This is a genomic window from Mycobacterium heidelbergense (assembly GCF_050205645.1).
GTDB lineage: Bacteria > Actinomycetota > Actinomycetes > Mycobacteriales > Mycobacteriaceae > Mycobacterium > Mycobacterium heidelbergense_A.
In genome coordinates, this window is record NZ_JBNMQT010000033.1 from 14,588 (window position 1) to 34,487 (window position 19,900).

18 protein-coding genes are annotated in these 19,900 nt (G+C 65.6%); 5 read left to right on the forward strand and 13 right to left on the reverse strand.

Annotation, left to right across the window (positions count from 1 at the left end; all coding sequences use genetic code 11):
- Nucleotides 1-7: 7 nt before the first annotated feature.
- Complete coding sequence (locus ACQI5H_RS23240; RefSeq protein WP_427081645.1) at nucleotides 8-2,002, forward strand: serine/threonine-protein kinase; 1,995 nt, start codon at nucleotides 8-10, stop codon at nucleotides 2,000-2,002.
- A 683-nt stretch (nucleotides 2,003-2,685) separates the two neighbouring features.
- Here the strand turns inward: ACQI5H_RS23240 and ACQI5H_RS23245 are convergent.
- A complete protein-coding gene (locus tag ACQI5H_RS23245; RefSeq protein ID WP_427081646.1) occupies nucleotides 2,686-2,820 on the reverse strand; it encodes a hypothetical protein in 135 nt (44 codons plus the stop codon).
- Between the two features lie 134 nt (nucleotides 2,821-2,954).
- Here ACQI5H_RS23245 and ACQI5H_RS23250 point away from each other — a divergent pair, with 134 nt between their 5' ends.
- Entirely contained in the window at nucleotides 2,955-3,671 is a 717-nt protein-coding gene (locus ACQI5H_RS23250) for a hypothetical protein (protein ID WP_427081647.1), read from the forward strand.
- A 108-nt stretch (nucleotides 3,672-3,779) separates the two neighbouring features.
- Nucleotides 3,780-4,151: a hypothetical protein gene (locus ACQI5H_RS23255; protein WP_427081648.1), complete on the forward strand. Its 372-nt coding sequence runs from the start codon at nucleotides 3,780-3,782 to the stop codon at nucleotides 4,149-4,151.
- A gap of 672 nt (nucleotides 4,152-4,823) precedes the next feature.
- Here the strand turns inward: ACQI5H_RS23255 and ACQI5H_RS23260 are convergent.
- From ACQI5H_RS23260 to ACQI5H_RS23310, 11 genes are all read right to left on the reverse strand, one after another.
- On the reverse strand, nucleotides 4,824-5,348 hold the full coding sequence (locus ACQI5H_RS23260) for a hypothetical protein (protein ID WP_427081649.1): 525 nt from the start codon (nucleotides 5,346-5,348) through the stop codon (nucleotides 4,824-4,826).
- Between the two features lie 87 nt (nucleotides 5,349-5,435).
- The gene (locus ACQI5H_RS23265; protein ID WP_427081650.1) at nucleotides 5,436-5,915 is read right to left on the reverse strand and encodes a hypothetical protein; all 480 of its coding nucleotides are present in this window, start codon (nucleotides 5,913-5,915) and stop codon (nucleotides 5,436-5,438) included.
- 720 nt (nucleotides 5,916-6,635) lie between these two features.
- The gene (locus ACQI5H_RS23270) at nucleotides 6,636-9,398 is read right to left on the reverse strand and encodes a hypothetical protein (protein ID WP_427081651.1); all 2,763 of its coding nucleotides are present in this window, start codon (nucleotides 9,396-9,398) and stop codon (nucleotides 6,636-6,638) included.
- A gap of 45 nt (nucleotides 9,399-9,443) precedes the next feature.
- Nucleotides 9,444-9,713 (reverse strand): hypothetical protein, encoded by a 270-nt coding sequence (locus ACQI5H_RS23275; protein ID WP_427081652.1) that lies wholly within the window; start codon nucleotides 9,711-9,713, stop codon nucleotides 9,444-9,446.
- A gap of 4 nt (nucleotides 9,714-9,717) precedes the next feature.
- Entirely contained in the window at nucleotides 9,718-10,206 is a 489-nt protein-coding gene (locus ACQI5H_RS23280) for a YbaB/EbfC family nucleoid-associated protein (RefSeq protein ID WP_427081653.1), read from the reverse strand.
- A gap of 111 nt (nucleotides 10,207-10,317) precedes the next feature.
- Nucleotides 10,318-10,791 (reverse strand): hypothetical protein, encoded by a 474-nt coding sequence (locus tag ACQI5H_RS23285; protein WP_427081654.1) that lies wholly within the window; start codon nucleotides 10,789-10,791, stop codon nucleotides 10,318-10,320.
- A complete protein-coding gene (locus ACQI5H_RS23290; protein ID WP_427081655.1) occupies nucleotides 10,709-11,413 on the reverse strand; it encodes an integrase catalytic domain-containing protein in 705 nt (234 codons plus the stop codon). The genes ACQI5H_RS23285 and ACQI5H_RS23290 overlap by 83 nt, the downstream gene beginning before the upstream one ends.
- Nucleotides 11,414-11,421: 8 nt before the next feature.
- Nucleotides 11,422-11,955 (reverse strand): hypothetical protein, encoded by a 534-nt coding sequence (locus ACQI5H_RS23295; protein ID WP_427081656.1) that lies wholly within the window; start codon nucleotides 11,953-11,955, stop codon nucleotides 11,422-11,424.
- A gap of 106 nt (nucleotides 11,956-12,061) precedes the next feature.
- Nucleotides 12,062-12,622 (reverse strand): TnsA-like heteromeric transposase endonuclease subunit, encoded by a 561-nt coding sequence (locus ACQI5H_RS23300; protein WP_427081657.1) that lies wholly within the window; start codon nucleotides 12,620-12,622, stop codon nucleotides 12,062-12,064.
- Nucleotides 12,623-13,247: 625 nt separating this feature from the next.
- On the reverse strand, nucleotides 13,248-14,183 hold the full coding sequence (locus ACQI5H_RS23305) for a hypothetical protein (RefSeq protein WP_427081658.1): 936 nt from the start codon (nucleotides 14,181-14,183) through the stop codon (nucleotides 13,248-13,250).
- Nucleotides 14,184-14,302: 119 nt separating this feature from the next.
- Nucleotides 14,303-15,523 carry a hypothetical protein gene (locus tag ACQI5H_RS23310; RefSeq protein ID WP_427081659.1) on the reverse strand — a complete coding sequence of 407 codons (1,221 nt, stop codon included), beginning with the start codon at nucleotides 15,521-15,523 and terminating at the stop codon, nucleotides 14,303-14,305.
- Between the two features lie 405 nt (nucleotides 15,524-15,928).
- Here ACQI5H_RS23310 and ACQI5H_RS23315 point away from each other — a divergent pair, with 405 nt between their 5' ends.
- Nucleotides 15,929-16,255 (forward strand): hypothetical protein, encoded by a 327-nt coding sequence (locus tag ACQI5H_RS23315; protein ID WP_427081660.1) that lies wholly within the window; start codon nucleotides 15,929-15,931, stop codon nucleotides 16,253-16,255.
- Here the strand turns inward: ACQI5H_RS23315 and ACQI5H_RS23320 are convergent.
- The gene (locus ACQI5H_RS23320; protein WP_427081661.1) at nucleotides 16,243-16,614 is read right to left on the reverse strand and encodes a hypothetical protein; all 372 of its coding nucleotides are present in this window, start codon (nucleotides 16,612-16,614) and stop codon (nucleotides 16,243-16,245) included. The genes ACQI5H_RS23315 and ACQI5H_RS23320 overlap by 13 nt on opposite strands.
- A 303-nt stretch (nucleotides 16,615-16,917) precedes the next feature.
- On the opposite strand from ACQI5H_RS23320, the gene mobF reads away from it, so the two are divergent.
- Nucleotides 16,918-19,900 (forward strand): MobF family relaxase (mobF, locus tag ACQI5H_RS23325; RefSeq protein ID WP_427081662.1); only part of this gene is annotated, 2,983 nt, incomplete at its 3' end.

A 19,900-nucleotide genomic window follows, 5' to 3' on the forward strand; every position in this document is an offset into this window, starting at 1 on the left:
GTCGGCAATGCCGCTAGCTGTCGGAACCATTGTCGCCGGCTACCGCATCGAGGCCGTTTTAGGCTCAGGCGGTATGGGCACGGTCTACCTTGCCCGCCATCCCAACCTTCCCCGCAGCGACGCGCTGAAAATTCTTTCCTCCGAACTTTCCGTTGATCGCCAGTTCCGCACCCGCTTCATCCGAGAAGCCGACCTGGCTGCCTCGCTGAACCATCCCAATATCGTCACCGTATTCGACCGCGGCCAAACCGACGACGGCCAGCTGTGGATCGCGATGCAATACGTTGAGGGCACCGCGGCAAGCGATTTGGACCGCCAATACCAGACGCTCGAGCGGATCGTGCGCATTATCGGCGACGTCGCCGCCGCGTTGGACTACGCTCACTCGCGGCGCATCCTGCATCGCGACATCAAACCCAGTAACTTCTTGGTGGCCTCCCCGGGAACCACGCATGAACGGGTGTTGTTGGCCGACTTCGGCATCGCGCGCGCCTTAGATGACGCCACCGCGCTCACAGCAACCGGATTGCTGGTCGGCACCGCCGCCTACGCCGCACCCGAGGCGATCGAAGGCGGCCATGTCGACCATCGCACCGACATCTATTCGCTGGGATGCGCGCTGTTTCGCCTCCTGACCGGCCGCACCCCCTATGACGAATCCGGCTCGCTACCGGCAATGTTGGCCGGACACCTGATGCGGCCAATCCCGCGGGCAAGTCAAATCGCGCCCGGCCTGGCACCGGCCATCGACGACGTCCTTGCACGAGCCCTCGCGAAAAATCCCGCCGACCGATTCAATACCGCCGGCGACTTCGCCGCCGCCACCGCCGCCGCCTTGACTGATCACGTCGCGCCACCGGGTTACATCGGCACAGAACCCACAAACCGCACCAATCCAACCCTGACGTATCCGCCCACCTGGCCGCCCGTGCCCGGGCCGGCCCACGGCCCCAGGACACCACCGCCCGATACTCCTGCGGCCCAGCACTATTCAGCTCTGCCACACCCGCCGCCGCTGAACGCCGCACCGCCTCAGCGCCGCCGCACAAGGCGCCGACTCATCCTGGCCGCAACAACCCTGATCGCGGTCATCGCAGTAATAGCCGGCGTGAGCACGTATCTGCTCGGTCACACAAGCGGAGGATTGGCGCCCTACCATCCGCAATCCTTGACCGGCAAGTTCGGCACCACCAAACTCGACCACAGGCCCGCAGCCGTCGCTGCCCTGGGCCCCGGTGATCCCGACGCCGTGCTGTCACTAGGCGTCCAACCGGTCGCCATGACCGAACCGCAAGGCAGCGCGCCGAGCTGGCTTCAATCCCTAGTCCGCTCCTCCACCCCAGTGCTCGCCACGCCCGACCCGGCCGCGATCTCCGCAACCAAACCCGACCTCATCATCGATACCGGCGACATCGACCACGCCACCTACAGCGCTTTGTCTGCCATCGCCCCCACCCTCACCCGGCCCGCCGACAACCCCCAGGACTGGGACTGGCAAAAACAACTGTCGTGGATCGCAACCGCTCTCGGCCGCTCCGACACCGCCAAATCAATCCTCAATGATGCAGCCGCCCAACAAAATAAGATCAAGTCAGATCACCCGGCCTTCTCAGGCAAATCCATCGTCGTTGTCAACTACACCGGCACAACCACCACCGCGGCTACCGACCCGTCCGCGCCCACCAGCTACGTCAAAGGCCTCGGATTCACCTACAGCACCCACTACAAGCGCAGCCCCAGCGACCCACCCGACACCCCGTTCAACATCGACGATTTCAACTATGTCGGCCGACGCACAGACGTCCTGCTCCTGCTACGCACCGATCCAGGCGCCGGCGGCGGCGGATATTCCGGCCTGCCCGCCAAATACAACGGATATGGTGGCATCCTGGTCATCGTCGACGATCCCTCGACGATCACCGCACTCAACACCGGCGGACCCACAGCCACCGCCTATCTCAACACCGCACTGGTCAACAAACTTTCCAATCAGATTCACTGAAACACCGTTACGTCAGCGGGAAAGCTCGATGAGCTCGCCCCTGATCACCCAGTGGGCGCCGACGGGTTCAGCGGGAAGCAACTCCCCGGCTACGCACAGGTGGTCCGTCGCCGATGCCATCCCCGCCAGAGTGCCGGCCCCACGTGATCAGGGTTATCACGGAACACCTCGAGGACCGGCTCAAGGTGTTGCTCCGCAACGCTGAGCGGTCACCCAACGACCACAACCACGGCGAATAGCGATCCAAAGTTTGCTGTCAGCAGTGCGGACAGTCCGCGCACAGCGGGCCAGCGCCGCCAACACCACGCGAGCCGGGCCATGACCGGATGGCGTAGGCAGCGCCCGAGTGGACCGCGAGTCTCGGAATTGCTGACCAGCATGTTTAAGAGGTGGCATGGGCAGGTTCCCTGAATTTTTTGGGTCCCGTAAATAAAATCTCGCGTCCGTGCGGTCGCGGGCGACCACCCCCGCCCCTGATTTTTCGGGGGAGGGGTTTGCTGGCTGGAATGCAGCCGGGCCTGCTGGGTGTAGCACCTGCTGGCACCCGCTTGCACCCGCTTGCATATGCATGCCACCGTATGCGCCCGTTTGCCGTATGCTGATGCCACATCAGTGCGACCCGTGGAGGGAGTGAGAATGGCCAGGACGACCGCTAGCACAGGCGCCGGGGTGACCGTTGTCACTCAGCGCGAGATGAGGAAGATGGTCACCTCCGACACGCGGCCCAGCGCCGCCCTGAGGCAGGCCATCGAGACGCGGAACGCCAAGTCCCACGGCCGTTGACCGGCCTGCGCTTCGAGCCGATCAGGCCGGAGCACAACGTCGCTTTCTTTGATTCCGGGGTCGCCGTTCTTGATAGCTGGCCCGGCCGCTGCCCTTTGAGCCGCCACTGCAAAACTACGGTGACGGCGATACGAAAGGTTTCCGTCACCACTGGGAGAAGTTGGACTACGTGTTCGGTCTGCCCAATCCCTATGTGTTCCAGCAGATCCCGCTGCTAGAAGAGGACCGGGTCGCTGTTGAGCGGTACATCCGGATGTGCCGACGCCTTGCAGGGTTCAGCGTAATCAACGACGGCTCCACGCTGTCGGTCGGCAGCGATGCAGACGGTGTGTGGCATATCCGGGTCGTGGACCCCCCAAGCGACGAAAGCTTCTTGGGCACGTCGGCCGCTTTCCGCCAGCTGCACAACGACGGCGAGCCGGCCTCATTCATCAACGCGTCCAATGCACCCTTCAAGGCAATGAAAACGCTTCCAGAGGAACAACAACCCGCGATCCGCGACACCGTGAAGCAGTGGCGCACCGCGCGGAGCAAGCTACAGAAACACACTCTCCAAACGCTTACCGCCCTCAAGGCGGGCAAGGCCACCCTCAACAATCCGGTGAGCTACGGCAACGTTAACCCCGAAGAGCTGATACGGACCTTCAACTACGGCGACTCACTTCACTTCGGGACTAAACGGAGCCAGCTGGACGACTTGCTGGCAGACCCACGCCATGAGGCGTACTACACGTATGCGGCGTTAAATTCGATCGTCGGGCTGAGTCATCTGTACTTCGGGTTCGCCAGTTCTACTGGAGAATGCGCTCGGTGGAGTGGTCTGACGAGTCGCCCAGTTGCCGTGTATGGGGCGCCGGCCGAAGTTGTTGTTGGCGAACGAATCTGATGGAACCCGGCCGGCCGTGCCCAAGGATACGGTCTGTACCAACGAGTTTCGCTGAGGGCTGAAGGTCGCAGGCCACACCGTGTCGCTGCCCGCGGATAAGCTGTCGGCATGCAGCAATGGCGAGTGGTCGTGCGGTGGCCAGCAAATAACAAGTTCATATTGGAGCGGAAAATCAAGGGCCTGCCCGATGTGGAACCGGAGGTCTGCGGCACCGGGGGCGCCGAATACTTCGTCACCGTGTACGTCCGGGCTGATGCCGCCGCCGATGAAGCCGAGACCCGCAAACTTGCGATCGAGAGGCTCACGGAGATCCTCGGCGAGACCGAGGCCAGAGCCGATCAGATTCAGGTTGATGGGCTCGAAGCAACACTGGTTGAGCGTGGAGAGGAAGAGGCCGAGGCGCCGGCCCTTGAGCGCGAGGCTCCGCTTGAGGCGGAGGAAGTGCCACTTTCCGAGTCTGAGTCCGGCCAGGACAGCTAAGACAGCCAATCTTGGAGACTGCGGCGAACCGCCGCCACGGCGTCGGTGGTGACCGGGCCGGTTGGTTTTGCCGGGCCGGGTCCTGGGCTGGAGGGCTCGGATTTTCTGCAAGAGGTTGTCGATTACCGGCATCGCGCTGTTGAGGACCGACGCGGCTGGCGACACCGTCAAGTAGTCGAAGGACCCATGCATCGAGAAAATGTCGGGTTCGGTGGTGTTGTCATGGTGCTGAATGACATTCCACACGCGGCTCGCGAACACGTCCCAGGCCACCGGGGCTGTCGCGGCTACTGGGAACGCGTCAAACGGCTACAGCAACAGATTGATCACTTGCGGTTGGCCTGCACCCGCGGGGGTTCGCCGGGCCCCCCCTTTTCTTCCCGCAAACCCGGCCCCAACCACACTGTGCGCCACCGCTCGCCAGGCCATCGCCACCGGCGCGCTGTGCGCGCCCGCCGGCGTCCTGGGCCTGGATGGCGCCAACCCTGTTGCGACCCCGGGCTGCACACCATGTGCCGGCGCGTCGACACCGGTCCGCGCCACCCAACCACGCCCACTCCTCACGCGCAGCCACGACGCGCCCCGCCGCGCTCGAGTGGCGGCCACGCGCCCGGCGGCAGCCGGGCGTGGCCAACCCGCCGCCGGTCGCGAGTGCGGTTGCCGCCGTGCGCCTTACCACAGGGTCGGGTCGGATAAGCCCAGCAGCGCCGCCTCGACGGCGTCGGCGTCCCAGCCGTGGCGCACCGCTTCGCGTAGCGCCACCGCCCGGGCGCGGCGCGCCTTGACCCCGTGATCGCCGCGGCGCACCAGCACCCGCCCGCCGCCGCGGCGCGCCTGCGCCATCATCAGCATGTTGTCGCCCTGCGAGCCGCCGATGATATGCACCAAGCCGCTCTCCCCGGGCAGGCTCGCCCGCACGCACGCCGGATTGTCGCAGCCGTGCAGCGCGCGTACCCACGGCTCCAAAGCGCTGCCGCCCAGCGCGGCGGCAAGCGCATACCGGTTCGCGCGCACCATGATCCGTGCGCCGCCGCGGCGCACCCAAAACCGGCCGTACCCATCCGCGCCGATCGACGAACACCAGATCGCGCAATCCTCCGCGCGCGGCCCGCGCACCAGATTGCCTTCGAAGCGGCGTAACTCCTCGGTGTGCGCCGCCGGATCGACCACCAGCCGTAGCGGTTGCGAAACCCCCATAACCCCCGATGCTTTCAGCTCCACGCGGCCTGCGGCCGCCCGTCGCCGCCATCATCCCCGCAGCCACCGACAGCCCCGCGCACACGCCTACGCCCGCGCCACCGCGGACCCCGCATACTGCGGCCCTGGTTCCATTCCGTCCGCGCCGACCTCGTTGTGCCCCAGCGTGTCTGAGAACACGTCGCTCGGGGATGCCGCCCCGGCCGCCGGCGTTGCCGTCGGCTGCGCAGTTGACTCCGCTGCGCGAATCAACTCCCGCACCGTTTTCTCGCTGACCCCGGCCATGCGGGCGATCTCGCGCAGCGCTTCACCCCGATCGCGCATCGCGCGCAGCGCCGTGCCGCACTGCAACCGGTGCATCGCTCGGCGCTGCGCGGCCTGCTCGGCCAGCGCCTGCTGACGCTCGGCCAACCACTCATCCACCGCCTCCGCTCGCTCGCGCGCGTCGAAGAACACCGCGAGATCCTCGACGTTGGCCCTGGTGCGCCGCACGATTTCATCCTGGGCCGCGGCCGCCGCTACACGTGCCGCCCGCCGAGCTGCCTTACTGACCGCGTTGTTTCCCATGACCCACACGCTAAAGCCCGCAAAACCCTTACGCCGCACCCGAACCCAAAAATCTCACCCCTACACCGACGCCCCATGCCCGGACCCGACCACTCACCACACCAGCTGTCCTGTCCGGCGGAAAGTTGCGGAGAGTGGGCCTGCATTGCAGGCGATTGAAAGATAGGTCAGGACCAGCGTGAGGCGATCTGTCCAGATTTACCTGGCATTTTCGACGGCGCGGATGGGCGAGTGGATGCGCTGCTTGGAAGAAGGTTCGTGGCCTCTTACGCAGCCAGCCGGCGAGTCCACACGTAATGCGACGCGCCCGCGGATGCCGTGAATAAAAGCCTGGAGCCCTACACGCTGCGGTTGAACCCCGGATAAGGCTCGCGAACCACCGCACCTAATCCAGCGCCATCACCTGATCGCGCTCCAACCACGACTCGTAACCCGACATGGCGGGCGAGCGTCGCCGACCTCCAGCAACCACCCAGATGCCGCTGCCCGATACGCCGCGAACCGGCGAACCGGCGCAACGTCTTCGAACCGAACACCCCCACATCCGCTGACGGCAGCCGAACCTGATCACCCGCCGAAGTCAGATACCCGACCTCGAACCCCACCCGAGCGTCGGCGACCCCACTTACCCCCACACGCCAGATTCTGCACCCGACAACCCCGCCGGCCCCGCAGCGACTCGCCAGCTAAATTCGACCTTCGCCATCCACACCCTCACGCTCATCTGATAATCGGAGGGAAGCGTGGATCCGGGAACGGGAACGGCCAGTCGCCACCCGGTGGAATCACGGGGCCAAATGGCGTTGGGTAATCGCCTTCCGGGACATAACCTCTCGCGTGGTATTTGAGCATCCTGTCGGGATTATCTACGGGGCACGCCGTGATCGAATAGTCTCCTCCCTGACGGGTGGTGACGACGTGGAAGGGGCCTTTTGGTGCCAGGCTGGGGGGAAGACCCCACACCCCCTCGCCTCTGAGACCCACGGGCACCTCGGTACTTCTGGGCGGGTGTCCCGAATCCTTCGGGTGAAGCGTAAAGTAGCCCGCACCTCTGTCGTCAAATGTCATGGCCTCCCAGAAATCTTCGAGGCGTAGAGAGGCGGAACCGGGAACGGAACCGTCCCAGATGAGAGATGGTTCGGTAAATATCACCTTGAGCGTCCCTTTGGTTCTTGGCACGGGCGCATTGGGGTTTCCTGGCGGCTCGTCGAAGCCGCCAGGTCCGTTATCTGCGGGCGGCGGCTCGTCGAAGCCGCCGGGTCCGTCATGTCCGGGTGGGGGTTTGTTGGGAGGGCCGCCGGGTCGGTCATGTCGGGGCGGGGGCTTGTCGGAATCTCCCGGTCCGCCATGTGCGTATTCACCTGACTTCCCGACGACCCCACCGCCAGCGATGCCGGGATCTGGGGTGTTGTGGCCGTCGCGGCCACTGTCGTGTGACTTTGGCTCACCTGGGCCCGGACCGCTGTTGTCGTGGCTGGCTTTGATGATGCCGATGTCCTCGGCCTCGGCGAGTGGGTCTTTGGCGCGGGTGGCGGTGGCGGGTTGTAGGTCGCCATGAATGTCGCGGGCAACGCCGCTGCGGCGCAGTTTGCCGCGTCGAGCACCAGCGGACCGGTTGGTGTCGTCGCGGGTGTTGTCTGGGCGTGCGGGGTCGCGGCGGGTGGTGAGCGGATCGGCTGGGCGCCTGTTGTCGCCGCGGGTGGCGTCGCCCCGGTCTACGAGGTGAGCGTCCGCAGCGGACCGAGTGGCCTGCCCGGCTGCGGCTGGCTCGGCGGCGATCGGCTGCGCGGGACGCTCCACCACGCTCCCGCTCGTGTGGCCGGCCCCTGCCCGCTCAACGTCGCCGTGCTGGGTGCTCGGGCCGGTGTGCGCGGCGGTGGTGTCGGCGCTACGCGCGGCCGCAGCCCCGGTCGGCTGGGCAGCGGACTCCCCAGCGGCAGAAGACGATTCGACAAGTCCGGCCCGCGCGTCCGATGTCGGACTTGGCGGCCCAACACCGGAGCCACGCTCCGAAGAGGCCGGCGGTGTCGAGCTGGGTTCCGGTGCGGCTGCACGCGGCATGTCTGGCGTCCCTGCGGGCGAGCCCGCCGCGGCGGACTGCGCCACCGAATCCGCATGCGGTGGACTGATCGGGTCGTTGGGCGGTCTGGCCTCATGCGGCGCGGAGGTGAGGTTCAGTACCCCTTCTTCGTGGGACCTGGCAGCCGGGGTCGTTTCACTCGCCCCCGGGAGGGCGGTGGCGGGCCGGGCTTGGCTATCGGCGGTATTGGCGGCTTCGCTAGGGTGCGTGTTCTGGGCGGCCACTTCGGTTGGGGCCGATGGGTGCTCAGGAGTGGATCCGGTCGCTGACCGGGTGCCCGGGTCACCAGCGCCTGGTGAACCATGGGCATCTGGGCGGCCGGTGGACAAGGCTGGGGGGGTGGGTTTGGTGGGCGGAGGGGCCGCATTGGTTTGTGGTAGGCCCGCATTCGAGTCAACCGGTCCGTCCCTAGCCGGGATCTCGAGGTCACCGGACGGTGCGCGGGCTGCCTCAACGCCGTTGGCCGGCAGCTGGTTTTCGGTGGGGGTGTGCATCGACGTGGTGTGTTCGCCGGCGCCGTGCGCAGCCCCCAACGCACCTAGGCCGACACCGGAAAACGGGTCCGTGAGATCACCTGTGGTGAGCCCGCCTGCGGTGTTGGCGGCAACCATGCCAGACATCCCGGCCACCGCGGCTTTCGCGGCGCCGGCCACAGCGCCGCCCTCGCTGCCCAGAACCTGTGCGACCTCAGTGCCGACCCCGCCGGCGGCCAGGCCTTCGGCCTCGGAGACCGCCAGGGTTTTGGCGAGGCTTTCGATGCTGAGTTGTTGGGGGTGGCCCTCACCGGCTAACACCGCAGCGGTGAATCCTTGTTGCTTGAGCCCAAAGCTGACCGCCTGCGAACCGCCTCTGACCGCCATCTGAGCCACCGTGGTCCGCGGTGCTGCAGCCGCAAGGGTCTCGGCGATATCGCCGGTGATCTTGGAAAAAAACCTGTTGATCACTTCTTTGGCCTGCATCACGATGACCGGGATCCACGCCAGCGATTCATCACCGGTCACCGGGGCACTGGCCAACGCTTGCAGAATGTCTTTTCCCGCATAGATCAGCGCGAACACGGCCCCCAACTTGTAGGCCTGCACGTTGGTTCCGGTGGCGTCGCCGGCATCACCGAAGGTGTCCAGCGCCTCGAGGATCTTGTCCACCGCATAGGGGCCGCCGAACAGCTGGGCGATCTGGTGTAAGGCTTCCTGTTGGGTCTGGCCTTCCAAAACGTCGACGAGCTGGGTGGGTGCGCGCGCCAAGTCCGGAACCAACGCAGCCACTTGGGCCTTGAGCGCACGCGCCTCGGCTGCATGCTGCCACCACGCACTCTCACTGCCATTCGGCTCAGGCCCCTGCGGCCAGGGCGGGCCCACCAGCGTGGCCACCCACGAGACCTGCGGGGGGATCTGAATATCCATAGTCTGATGCCCAGGGCGCGATCCGCTGGCCCGCTGCCGGGGCGGCTAAACCTCGTCGGCTGCCGGGAAAATGCGCGCGGCCTGCCCTAAAACATCGGCGTGGGATTTCAGAAAATCAGCTTGCGCGGCCACCGCGCGCGCCACCTCGTCCCAGTGGGCCCAATGATCGGCCATGTCGGCGTGAGTTTGAGCGCAATAGCCGGTAGGTTGCGCGCCCATTTGGGCTGCCACCGCCTGATGGCGAGAACCCACATCGCCCACCGAATGGGCGACACTGGCCAGCCCCTCGGGTCTCACCGCGAACGGGTCAGTCATCAGCTCATCTCCTCACCGTGGGAAACCTGGCCTCGTCATCGCCGTCGTCGTCGCGGCCACCCACCGACACCCCAGAGGCTTTCTTCCACGGCGCGCCCGCAGCGAAATCGTCCAACCCGGCCGGCATCGCATCCCGCAGCTGCGTGATGTCCTCAACAATGTCGGACAAGGCGGGAAAGGCTTTGTCGCGCTGGTTGATCGGCGCCAACAACGCCGCCACCTGCTGCCCGGCCTCCCGTACCGCGGCTTGGGCCGCCTGCAGGACATGACCCCCCAACTCGTCGAAGTCGTGCTCGTCCAGATACGACGTGTCGATCACGACGTTCACCACCTGGCCCCGCGCATTAACCGTCACCTCAACGGTGCCCTCGGCAGCCCGGCCCTCCACCCGCAGCGCAGCCTGCTTCTTCTGCGCGGCCGCGACGTCGGCAAGCTGGCTTTGCAGACCAGCCAACACCTCATCAAGCCGGTCACGCATCGTCTCATTGCTCACGTCTCACCCGCCCACCGTGACGCCCACGCTCACCGGTATGATACACGCCGTATCACAAGGCGGGCGCAGGGCGCAGAACCCAAGCAACACAGCGAGCGTCAACCGATCGCGTCACCAGGTGCCGGGCGTTTTGGGCCCGAAGTTGATGGTCGAGCCGCTGGCGGCGATGGTGGCGGTGATGCCGTCCATTTCTGGTGCCCAGTCTCGGCCGCGGACGGGTGTGACGTGGCGGTGGTAGAGGATCACGGTGCCGCCGCGGCGGTTGCATGCGAACCAGTCCGCGCTGCGGCCGGTGCGCGCCACGCTGAGCGGGCTGGGCAGCAGGCTACGTGTTGCGCCGTGTTCGCGGGTTTGAGGAAACGTCTTGTCGGGCTTGCTGGGCGGGTGATGGCTGTCGTAGCGCATCCAGTGCATGATCGCCTGATTCCCGGGGTCGTTGTCGTCGCAGGCCCGGCCCAGCCGACGGCATGCCTCGGCGAGGAATTCGCGTCGCTGAGCGCTGTCACCGCTGGCGCGCTGACGCCACTGCGGCGAGGCGATCAGCGCAGCCAGGCTGACGGCTTCGGGGTACCCAGCGGCGAACACCCGCGACGATTGCCTTGTCGGTGGGGGTGTGCGGTCGCGCCCGCTGTATCGAGATGCCCAGGCGTTCGCAGGCTCGCGTGAAGGTCTCGGAGACAAACACTTTCCCGCCGTCGACGGTGATCGTGTCGGGCACGATCACCGGCCGGGCCGCCGCCAATTCCATCCGGGCGTCGATATCGAGCAGTCGGGCATGTGGCAGCACTGAGGCCGACATCTGCAACGCCGCCGACCAGCCTGGGCGCATCGGCTCGGGCACCACCATCTTCGCTAGCAGCAGTGCGGCGTCCACCGCCTTGGTCCCCACCGACCGCAGCACCGCTGTCGGGATGGTGCGCGTCGCCACATCGACGGCGATCGTCAAGTCCGCCCGCACCGGTGTCCCGTTGTCCAGCAAGACCATCACGTCAATCGGGGTCGAGTCGATCTGTACTTGTTCACCCGGCCTAGCCGCGAAGCTCGGCGTGAACATCGACTCGGGGCGGTTGGCGCTCTGACGGCGCGTGACTGCCGACCCGAACGTGTGGCGCCCGGTGTCCAGCGCATCGATGAGCTGATAAAACGCCGTGCGCGACGGCAACGGGACAATTCCGGGCCCGTACTGCTGTTCAAGGTTCTTGGCCACCCGACGCATCAGCCGCGACCGGGTACCCGTCGACGTGTCGGTCTCTGCGCCAATGCTGCGCGGACCGCGGCCACCACCCGCGCATCCGCGCGGCCTGTCACCGCGTGCTGTCGTGCTGCGCGCTGGTCGATCAATCCCCACAGGCCTTGCTGGCCATAGCGGGCGCGTCGGGCGTGCACCGTGCGCACACTGACTCCCAGCCCAGCGGCTTTCGTGGCGGCCCGCTCGCTGACTGTCGTCACAGCCGGATCGTAACCATCGCGGCACACCGCGCCCAGGCCCGCGTCGGGCGGTAGTCCGGTCTCCACCTCAACTATGTGACGTTCCCACTCCCGCACCGCGGCCACCGCCGCCGACGGCAGGGTCTCCAACAACCCGACCGGCTCCACCTCGGCCACTGGCTGCGCCCCAATGACCGCGAAACCAACCGAGCCCATCAGATGCGTCGCCAACATGACCTGGTCGACACCCTCACTCGAGCGCAGCCGCACCGACGTGCCGGCCAACGCCACCACCTGGTGCTCGGCGCCGTCACACTCCACCCAGTCACCCGGGCGCAGCACCCCAAATTCAGTCGGGGCTCACCGAATACCCGGCCCGTGCACCAGAGTCTGCTCATGCAACGGCCTCGACAGCATCGCGGTCAGTTCACGCCGCCACAGCAGGTGAAATAACACCGGCAACACCGCGATCGGGGTCACCGACTGCCCTCGCGCCGGCCGTCAGCGGAGTAGGCGTCACGAACACCTCCTGCAGCAGCTGCGCAACCTGGGGATCATGATGACGCGGATGGCGATACCCCGCCAGCCACCGCACGTTGGCGGCCAAGACCGGTTCAATGCCGCCAACCACGCGGTACTCCCACCCCAACCGCGCGCACAGGTGCGCGGTCGCTTCGAATTTCGCCAGATCGCCCACACGGCGCCACTCGACCGGTCGGCAGTCCACCACCACCGCCGAACCATCGGCGCGCCGTCCGAAATAGTCTGGGGTATGGCGCACTGTCGAACCGCGGGCATCGGGCCAGCTCAACCAAAATGGTTGCGCCGCAATCCCCACCACTGCCGAATCGAAGTCCAACAACATCAAATGATCGCGCTCCAGCCACGACTCAAAGCCAACATGGGTGCTCGTTGTGGCACACCACCAACTACCGCTCAAATGACGCTGACCCTTGCGGGCAGAAAACCGGCGCACCGGCCAGCCCATCCTCGAACACAACAGCCGCGGCCTCATCCAGTGAAAGCTGCTGCGGCACACCCTCTGCGGTAACCCAGCTCAATTCTGCTGGCGTCGTATCTGCCGTTGCTGCGTCGAACGCGTTCGTCAACACCTCCGTCACAGCCGACATTCTTCGCCATCACCTGCCACCAACCCCGTAACGACATGCAACCAAAACCCGGACACTGCAACACCGCATGCAACCTAACCCCGGACGCTGCAACCTTCACCCGTACGCGACACCAGCCAGCCTGTCCTGTCCGGGGACAGGTTGCGATAAGTCAGCTTGCATTGCAGGTAATTGAAAGATAAGTCGGGACGAAGTCCGGCGATCTGTCCGGACTTACCTTGCATTTTCCGCATTCGGAGGGGGCCAGTAGGTGGGCGACTTGCAAGGCCCGTAGCGTACTTGCGCGGTCACCCGATGACCCCGTACGGATGCGCTGCGAGCCGCAGACGCCGTGAACAGAACCCCGGTGTCAACGGTCAGCGGGAAACGCGGGTGTACGGTCGGTTCCGTTCCGGGTGGGCAGACACTTTTGGTCGGACCTGGCGGCTACGAGTTCCCCGGGGATGACCGGGTGGGGAATCAAATGCTCGGCCGCCCAAAGCTTTATCGGCGTTGACGTCGGTCTTCAAACAGGGTGACTCTGCGCCGCAATGCATTCGGTTTGCCGGATTTGGCACAGTTGATCAATGTCAGTTCCGGAACGACGGAATGGTGCGGCGGTTCGATCCGCCGGATGAAGGGGCGCCCGACCCATTCGTTGTCCTCGTTCCGCTCGCCTTCGATGTAGACCCATTGCGCTTTGCCCTGTCGCACGATGGTTTCTCCGAGGTACCAGATCGCGCCGTCCACGAACTCCCGGTTCTCCGGCTTGTCAAAGTCGGCCTCAGCCGGCAGCCGGGACTTGACCAGACATTCCAGCCGGTCGAGGGAGTCGACCGAGAAGTTGCATTCGGCCGGTCCGCCGGCGTATTCGGTGGCCCAGCTTGGGAATCGGGACTCCCGCAGGTGACGCCATGCGGCCAGGGTTCCGCGGTCCGGCGGGAAATCGGGATCGGGATCGAGCGCCGGAGTGGGCGCCTTGACCGGCGACCACCCGAGGTGCTCTCGCCGATAGTCCGCCACGGCGGTGGCCACCGCATCGAGGGCCTCGGTAAGGACACTGCCCGTGCGACGATCGGCGGCATCGGCCAACAGAACCAGCGGGGCCACCGGTGACAGGTCCAGGGCGGGATCGAAACTAACCAACGGCTGATTGTTAAGTTCGTCCCAGATCCAGGCACCACCGCCGGTCCGCAGGAGGATCTCGCCGAGATAACCGGCCGCCCGCACGACGAAGCCCTGCGAATTGTCCCGGACATCGCCGAACACCGCGGCCCACGTATCGAATCCATCGAGCAGAACCGATTCGAGCTCGGTCAGCGACCTCGTAGAGAAGTCGAACGGGAAGCCTTCAGGCAGCAGAAAATCCTGCAGCCCAGCCAGTCTCGGGTGCATTTCCTCCACCCACGCCTCGAGGACCTCCTCCGGCTCGTGGGCCATTCCACGATCCTTCCTTGCTCGACACACATTCCCCACGGTTATTGGGAACGCCGTCACCGCTAGCCCGAGCAGCTCTTCAGCGATGTTGCCGCGGGGGCCACCAACGGCGGCCCGGGTCCTCAGCTTCGGTGCGCCGGTTCGATCGTCACTGCTGCTTCGGCAAGACGCGACCATGCAATATGGTCGGGCCAGTCGACCGCCCGGTATCGAGTCGGGCGAAGCCCGGGGATTGGCGTGATGCCGGCGATCTCAACCGCGGACTGGAACGGAACCATCAGTGTCTGTTCCTTGTCCTCACGCACGAACGCGATGTAATCCACCTCGGGCAGCGAAGCGTGCACCCCTTCGCCCCACACCGTCAACATCTGCGGCGAATCATCCTCCTCCTGCTGGCGCACCATGATGTCGGCGACGAAGAGCGACGCGGACTCGTCATCATCGAAGTCCCCGCACACGACGGCGTCGAAGTTGTATTTCTGCTGCAGCCAATCGCGCTGCGCTCCGTATCGCGTGCAAGACAGCAGTATCCGGGCCCGGTCGACGGCGGGCGGCAACGGTCCGATGATCGCCCGATCCAGCGGCACCACCGTTCCGTCGTCGCCGACTGTGTAGGCCTGCGGCGACAGGGGGCGTGCGGCGTCACGGACTTCCTGCTCCACCGTCTGATAAAGCGCCTCAAGCAGTTCCGGATCAAGTGGAGCGACAATCAACGACGTGTCATCTGGAATGAACGCCAGCGGCCGGTGCCGCCAGCTGCGGGTGCGAGCCGCCAGCCAGCCCGGGACAAGCAGCGACGACGGGAGATAGCTCGAGTCATCGGTGACGACGCGGACGACGGCATCCACGTCGAAATCGGCGGTGATGACCGTTTCCGCGAGATTGCGCCGCGCTGTGTCGAACACCTCCTCCTCGCCCACGCCCCATTCGACCAGCTGCTGTGGCTCCAGAAGTTGGATCCGGTCCGGTTCGTCGATTGCCACCAACTCGTCGATGAACGGAAACGCCGGTCGCCGCAACGGCGGAAACGAATGTTCGAGCATGTAGGTGCAGGACCGCAGAACCGGTCGCAACAGCGGACGGACCTGCTCCCAGCTCGATACCGTCCGAGCTGGCGCGAGCATCGCGGTCACGAATCGCTCGGTCTCTGCTTGTCGTTCTTCGGCAGAACAATCCCGCACCTGCTGGAAAATGTTGCTCAGATTGAGCACCATGTCGCCGTTGTATCGGATGACGAACTCATCGGGTTCATAGGACACGCCAGTGGCGCCTGCCTTCATCATTTCCTGATAGACCTGCAACCCGAACTGCCATTGCGCAGTCCGCTCCTCGGATACCGACATCTACACCACCTTGCCTTCGCGCCGTATCCACCGACCCGAACCAGAGGCGGGTCGGTGCACATTGGCGCTGCGATTCCCACGTTGACGTCCCGCCTCTGGAAGCGCCACACCGTCCTCTGGGACGAATCCCCCGTAACGCCATACCGATCTGCAATCGCCCTCACCGGCACTGGCTGCAGCCCCGTGCGTCGGCCGATACGCAGCGTATCAGCCATGCTGCTGACCGCATCAATACCGGCTACTGGGCCGATCATCAGCTTGCTGAGCTTGCACAACTCGCTGTCGACACAGTGATGATACATTGCGTATCGCCACAGTGTGGTTTCTGGCGGCGGGTTCACGTTGGGTACCGATGTGGGTGGTGACCGGCTCAGCACGGCAGCCGCCAAGTGCAGAGGTCCATGAATGACGTCCCATCCCGGCGTTGAGGCACTCGCCAGGCTCGTCGGATGGACCGAGCGGCCGACATACAACCCAGACTGGGATGTGACTGAGCGGCTGCTCGGTAATCGCCTGCCGGACGACTTCAAGGAATTGCTCCGCGTGTTCCCGGTGGGAAAGTTCGCTGGGACTGTCCTGGTGCAGCCGCCCCGCGCGACCGGGAGTGAGGACGATCTCCTCTACCTCTTCAAGCAGGTGTTGAGCGATCTACGTAAGAAGAAGCGCAGCCCGTATGCGGTCTACCCAGACCGGCCCGGTCTGCTTCCCTGGGCGAACTGCTACGCAGGGTAGGCGGCCGAGTTGTTCTGGCTGGCCGACGATGGTGACCCGGACGAGTGGCCGGTGGTGCTGTCCGGTTGCGAGGCAATCCCGACCGCCGCCGGATCGAAATCCAGCACCATCACATGATCCCGTTCCAGCAACGACTCGTACCCGACATGCCGTGCAACCGTCGCCGACCACCAACGCCCACTCAGATGCCGCTGCCCCCGATACGCCGCGAACCGGCGCACTGCCGCAGCGTCTTCGAACCGAACACCCCCCGCATCGCCCAACGGCAGCCGAACCTGCTGACCCGCCGATGTCACATACCCGAGCTCAAAACTCATCGCCACGCCCACTCCAGCGTCGGCGGCGCTACTTACCCCCACGCGCCAAATCTTGCACCCAACAGCCCCATCGGCCCGGCAGCGACTCGCCAACTAAATCCGAACTTCGCCACACACTCGCCAACAAACCACGGAATTCGCCAACTAATCCCGGAACGGACACAGCCCACCGGCACTTAGCACACCTAACTACAACCCCTCCCCGCACATCACACCTCTTGCACTTAGGTCACGACGCGGTAACGGCGAGTGCATAGGTCGCCTAACCACCGCAATTTTTCTGATCGCGACCGTCGCGTAACGCGTGCGGCGATGTGAAAGTCAACGTGTGGTGATGGCGCGGTGATGGGCCTACACAAACTGACTGCTGGCGACGGGTACATGTACCTGATCCGGCAAGTCGCAGCCGCCGACGCCACCGACCGCGGCCGACCCAGCCTGACCGACTACTACAGCGCCAAAGGCGAATCCCCTGGCACCTGGATGGGCCACGGCCTGGCCGCACTCGGCCAGCCGGTCGCCCGTGATCGCCGCGACCCGCTGGTAGCCCAGCTGTGGTCGGTGCCGCATGGATCGCAGGTCAGCGAAGACCAAATGAAAGCCCTCTTCGGTGAAGGCCTGCACCCCAACGCCGACCGAATCACCCGGCACCTAAGCGGATTTGGCCTATCCCAAGCCGGCGCGATCGCCGCCGCCAGGCTCGGCCGGCCATTCGCCATCAACAACACCAACAACCGGTTCGTCACCCGGTTACGGCAGGCCTACCGCGACTACAACATCACCGTCGGCAACGACGAGCACGCCAGCCTGCCCGCCGACATCCGTTCGCGCATCCGCACCGCGCTGGGACGGGAAATGTTCACCGAAACCTACGCCCGCCCACCCGCCGATGACCGGGAACTATCGGGCTTCATCGCCCGCAATTCGCGGGCGGCCACCACCGCAGTGGCCGGCTACGACCTGACATTCACCCCGGTCAAATCCGTCTCTGCGCTGTGGGCAATCGCCCCGCGACCGATCGCGGCAGCCATCGAGGACTGCCACCACCAGGCTGTGGCCGAAACACTGGAATTTCTCGAAGAACACGCCGCGTTTTCGCGCATGGGTGCAGCCGGTGTGGCCCAAGTCAACACCACCGGATTGATCGCCGCGGCCTTTGATCACTGCGACTCCCGCGCGGGGGATCCCAACCTGCATACCCACCTGGTCATCAGCAACAAAGTGCAAGGCATCGGCGCCGACGGGATAGCGCGCTGGCTGGCCTTAGACGGCACCCCCCTGCACCACGCCACGGTGGCCGCATCAGAGTTTTACAACACTCGCATCGAAGCGCTTCTGATCGCACAGCTCGGTGTGCGCTTCGCCGAAACCGCAACCACGCCAGGCAAACGGCCAGTGCGTGAAATCGTCGACATGGCCACAGCGTTGATCGAGAAATTCTCCTCGCGCAGCGCAGCCATCAACCACCGCGTGGGCCAACTGGCCAAACAATTCCAACTCGATCACGGCCGCGAACCGACCGTGACTGAGATGCTCGCGCTGTCTCAACAAGCCACCTTGGAAACCCGGCAAGCCAAACACGAACCGCGCTCATTGGGCGAGCAACGCCACACCTGGCGCGTACAGGCCGTCGAGGTCCTCGGCAGCCAGCGCGCCCTGACCGCCATGATCGCCAACGTCACCAATCACGCTGTGGCCCAACAGGTCGCAGTCACCGACAAATGGGTCCACGAACAAGCCGCGGCGGTCATCGCCACCGTCGCCGCCACCCGGGCCACCTGGACGGTCAATCACGTGCGAGCCCAAGCCCAACGAGCCCTGCGCTACGCCAACCACCCCGGCGGCCCCGAACTTGTCAACCGCCTCGTCGCCAGCGCGCTCGGCAAGCACAGCATCACCTTGACCAGCCACGCCGACACCGAGAAAGACGAGCCCGCCGTGCTGCGCCGCCGCGACGGCTCCAGCGTCTACACCCGCCACGACGCCACCGTCTACACCAGTGCGGCGATCATGGCGGCCGAGCGGCGCATCCTGGCCGCTGCCACCCCGCATAACGGGCGCACCGTCGATGACATCAGCATCGGTTTGGCCCTGGCTGAAACGCATGCCAACCACGGCCTAGAGCTCAACCAAGGACAAGTCGCACTGGTGCGCGAGATGGCCACGTCCGGGGCCCGCCTTCAGCTTGCGCTGGCCCCGGCCGGCACCGGCAAAACCACCGCCATGACCGCGTTGGCGGCTGCCTGGCGCAACAGTGGCGGCAGCGTCATCGGCCTAGCCCCCAGCGCCGCGGCCACCGAAGTTCTCAAGAAGGACATCGGCGCGCCAACCGACACCATCGCCAAACTCGTCCAGCTCACCCAGACCCGCGGCGGACAACCCGCACCCGCCGATGACCCGGCCCGAAAGTGGTTCAACACCATCGGTTCTGACTCGCTGCTCATCGTCGACGAAGCCGGCATGGCCTCCACGCTGGACCTCGACACCGTGATCGCTCACGCACTGGCACGCGGGGCCAGCGTGCGCCTTATTGGCGATGACCAACAGCTCGCCTCGATCTCTGCCGGCGGTATTCTGCGCGATCTAGCGCAGCGCCAACACACCGTCACCTTGAGCACCGTGGTGCGCTTCACCCACCCCGAAACCGGGCCCGCCGAAGCCGCCGCCAGCCTGGCCCTCCGCGCCGGTGACCCCGCCGGAATCGGCTTCTATATCGACCACCACCGCGTCCATGTCGGCGCCGACCAAACCGCCGCCGACATGGCCTACCGTGCCTGGGCGGCCGACCGCGCCGCCGGACGCGACTCCATCCTGTTGGCCCCCACCAACGAGCTCGTCGCCCAACTCAACGAACGCGCCCGCCTCGACAGACTCACCCACACTCCCGCCCCGAACAGCGACCCACAGTCGGCGGCCACCGTCACCCTCGCCGACGGGCTGACCGCCTCAGCCGGGGACTGGATCGCCACCCGCAAAAACGCCCGCTGGCTACGCACCACCACCCACGGCGCCTGGGTCAAAAACGGCCACCGCTGGATCATCCGCACCATCCACGACGACGGCTCCCTGACCGTCGTGCCCCTACGCGGCAAAGCCACCCCAGTGCGCCTACCCGCCCGCTACGTGACCACCTACACCACCCTGGGCTACGCCAGCACCATCAACGCCGCCCAAGGCATGACCGCCGGCGACCGCGACACCGAAGGCACCTGCCACATCGTGGGCTCCGACCGGCTCACCCGCCAACAGCTCTACGTCGCCGCCACCCGCGGACGCACCGAGAACCACCTCTATGTCTCCACCGCCGAAGCCGACCCCCACCGCATCC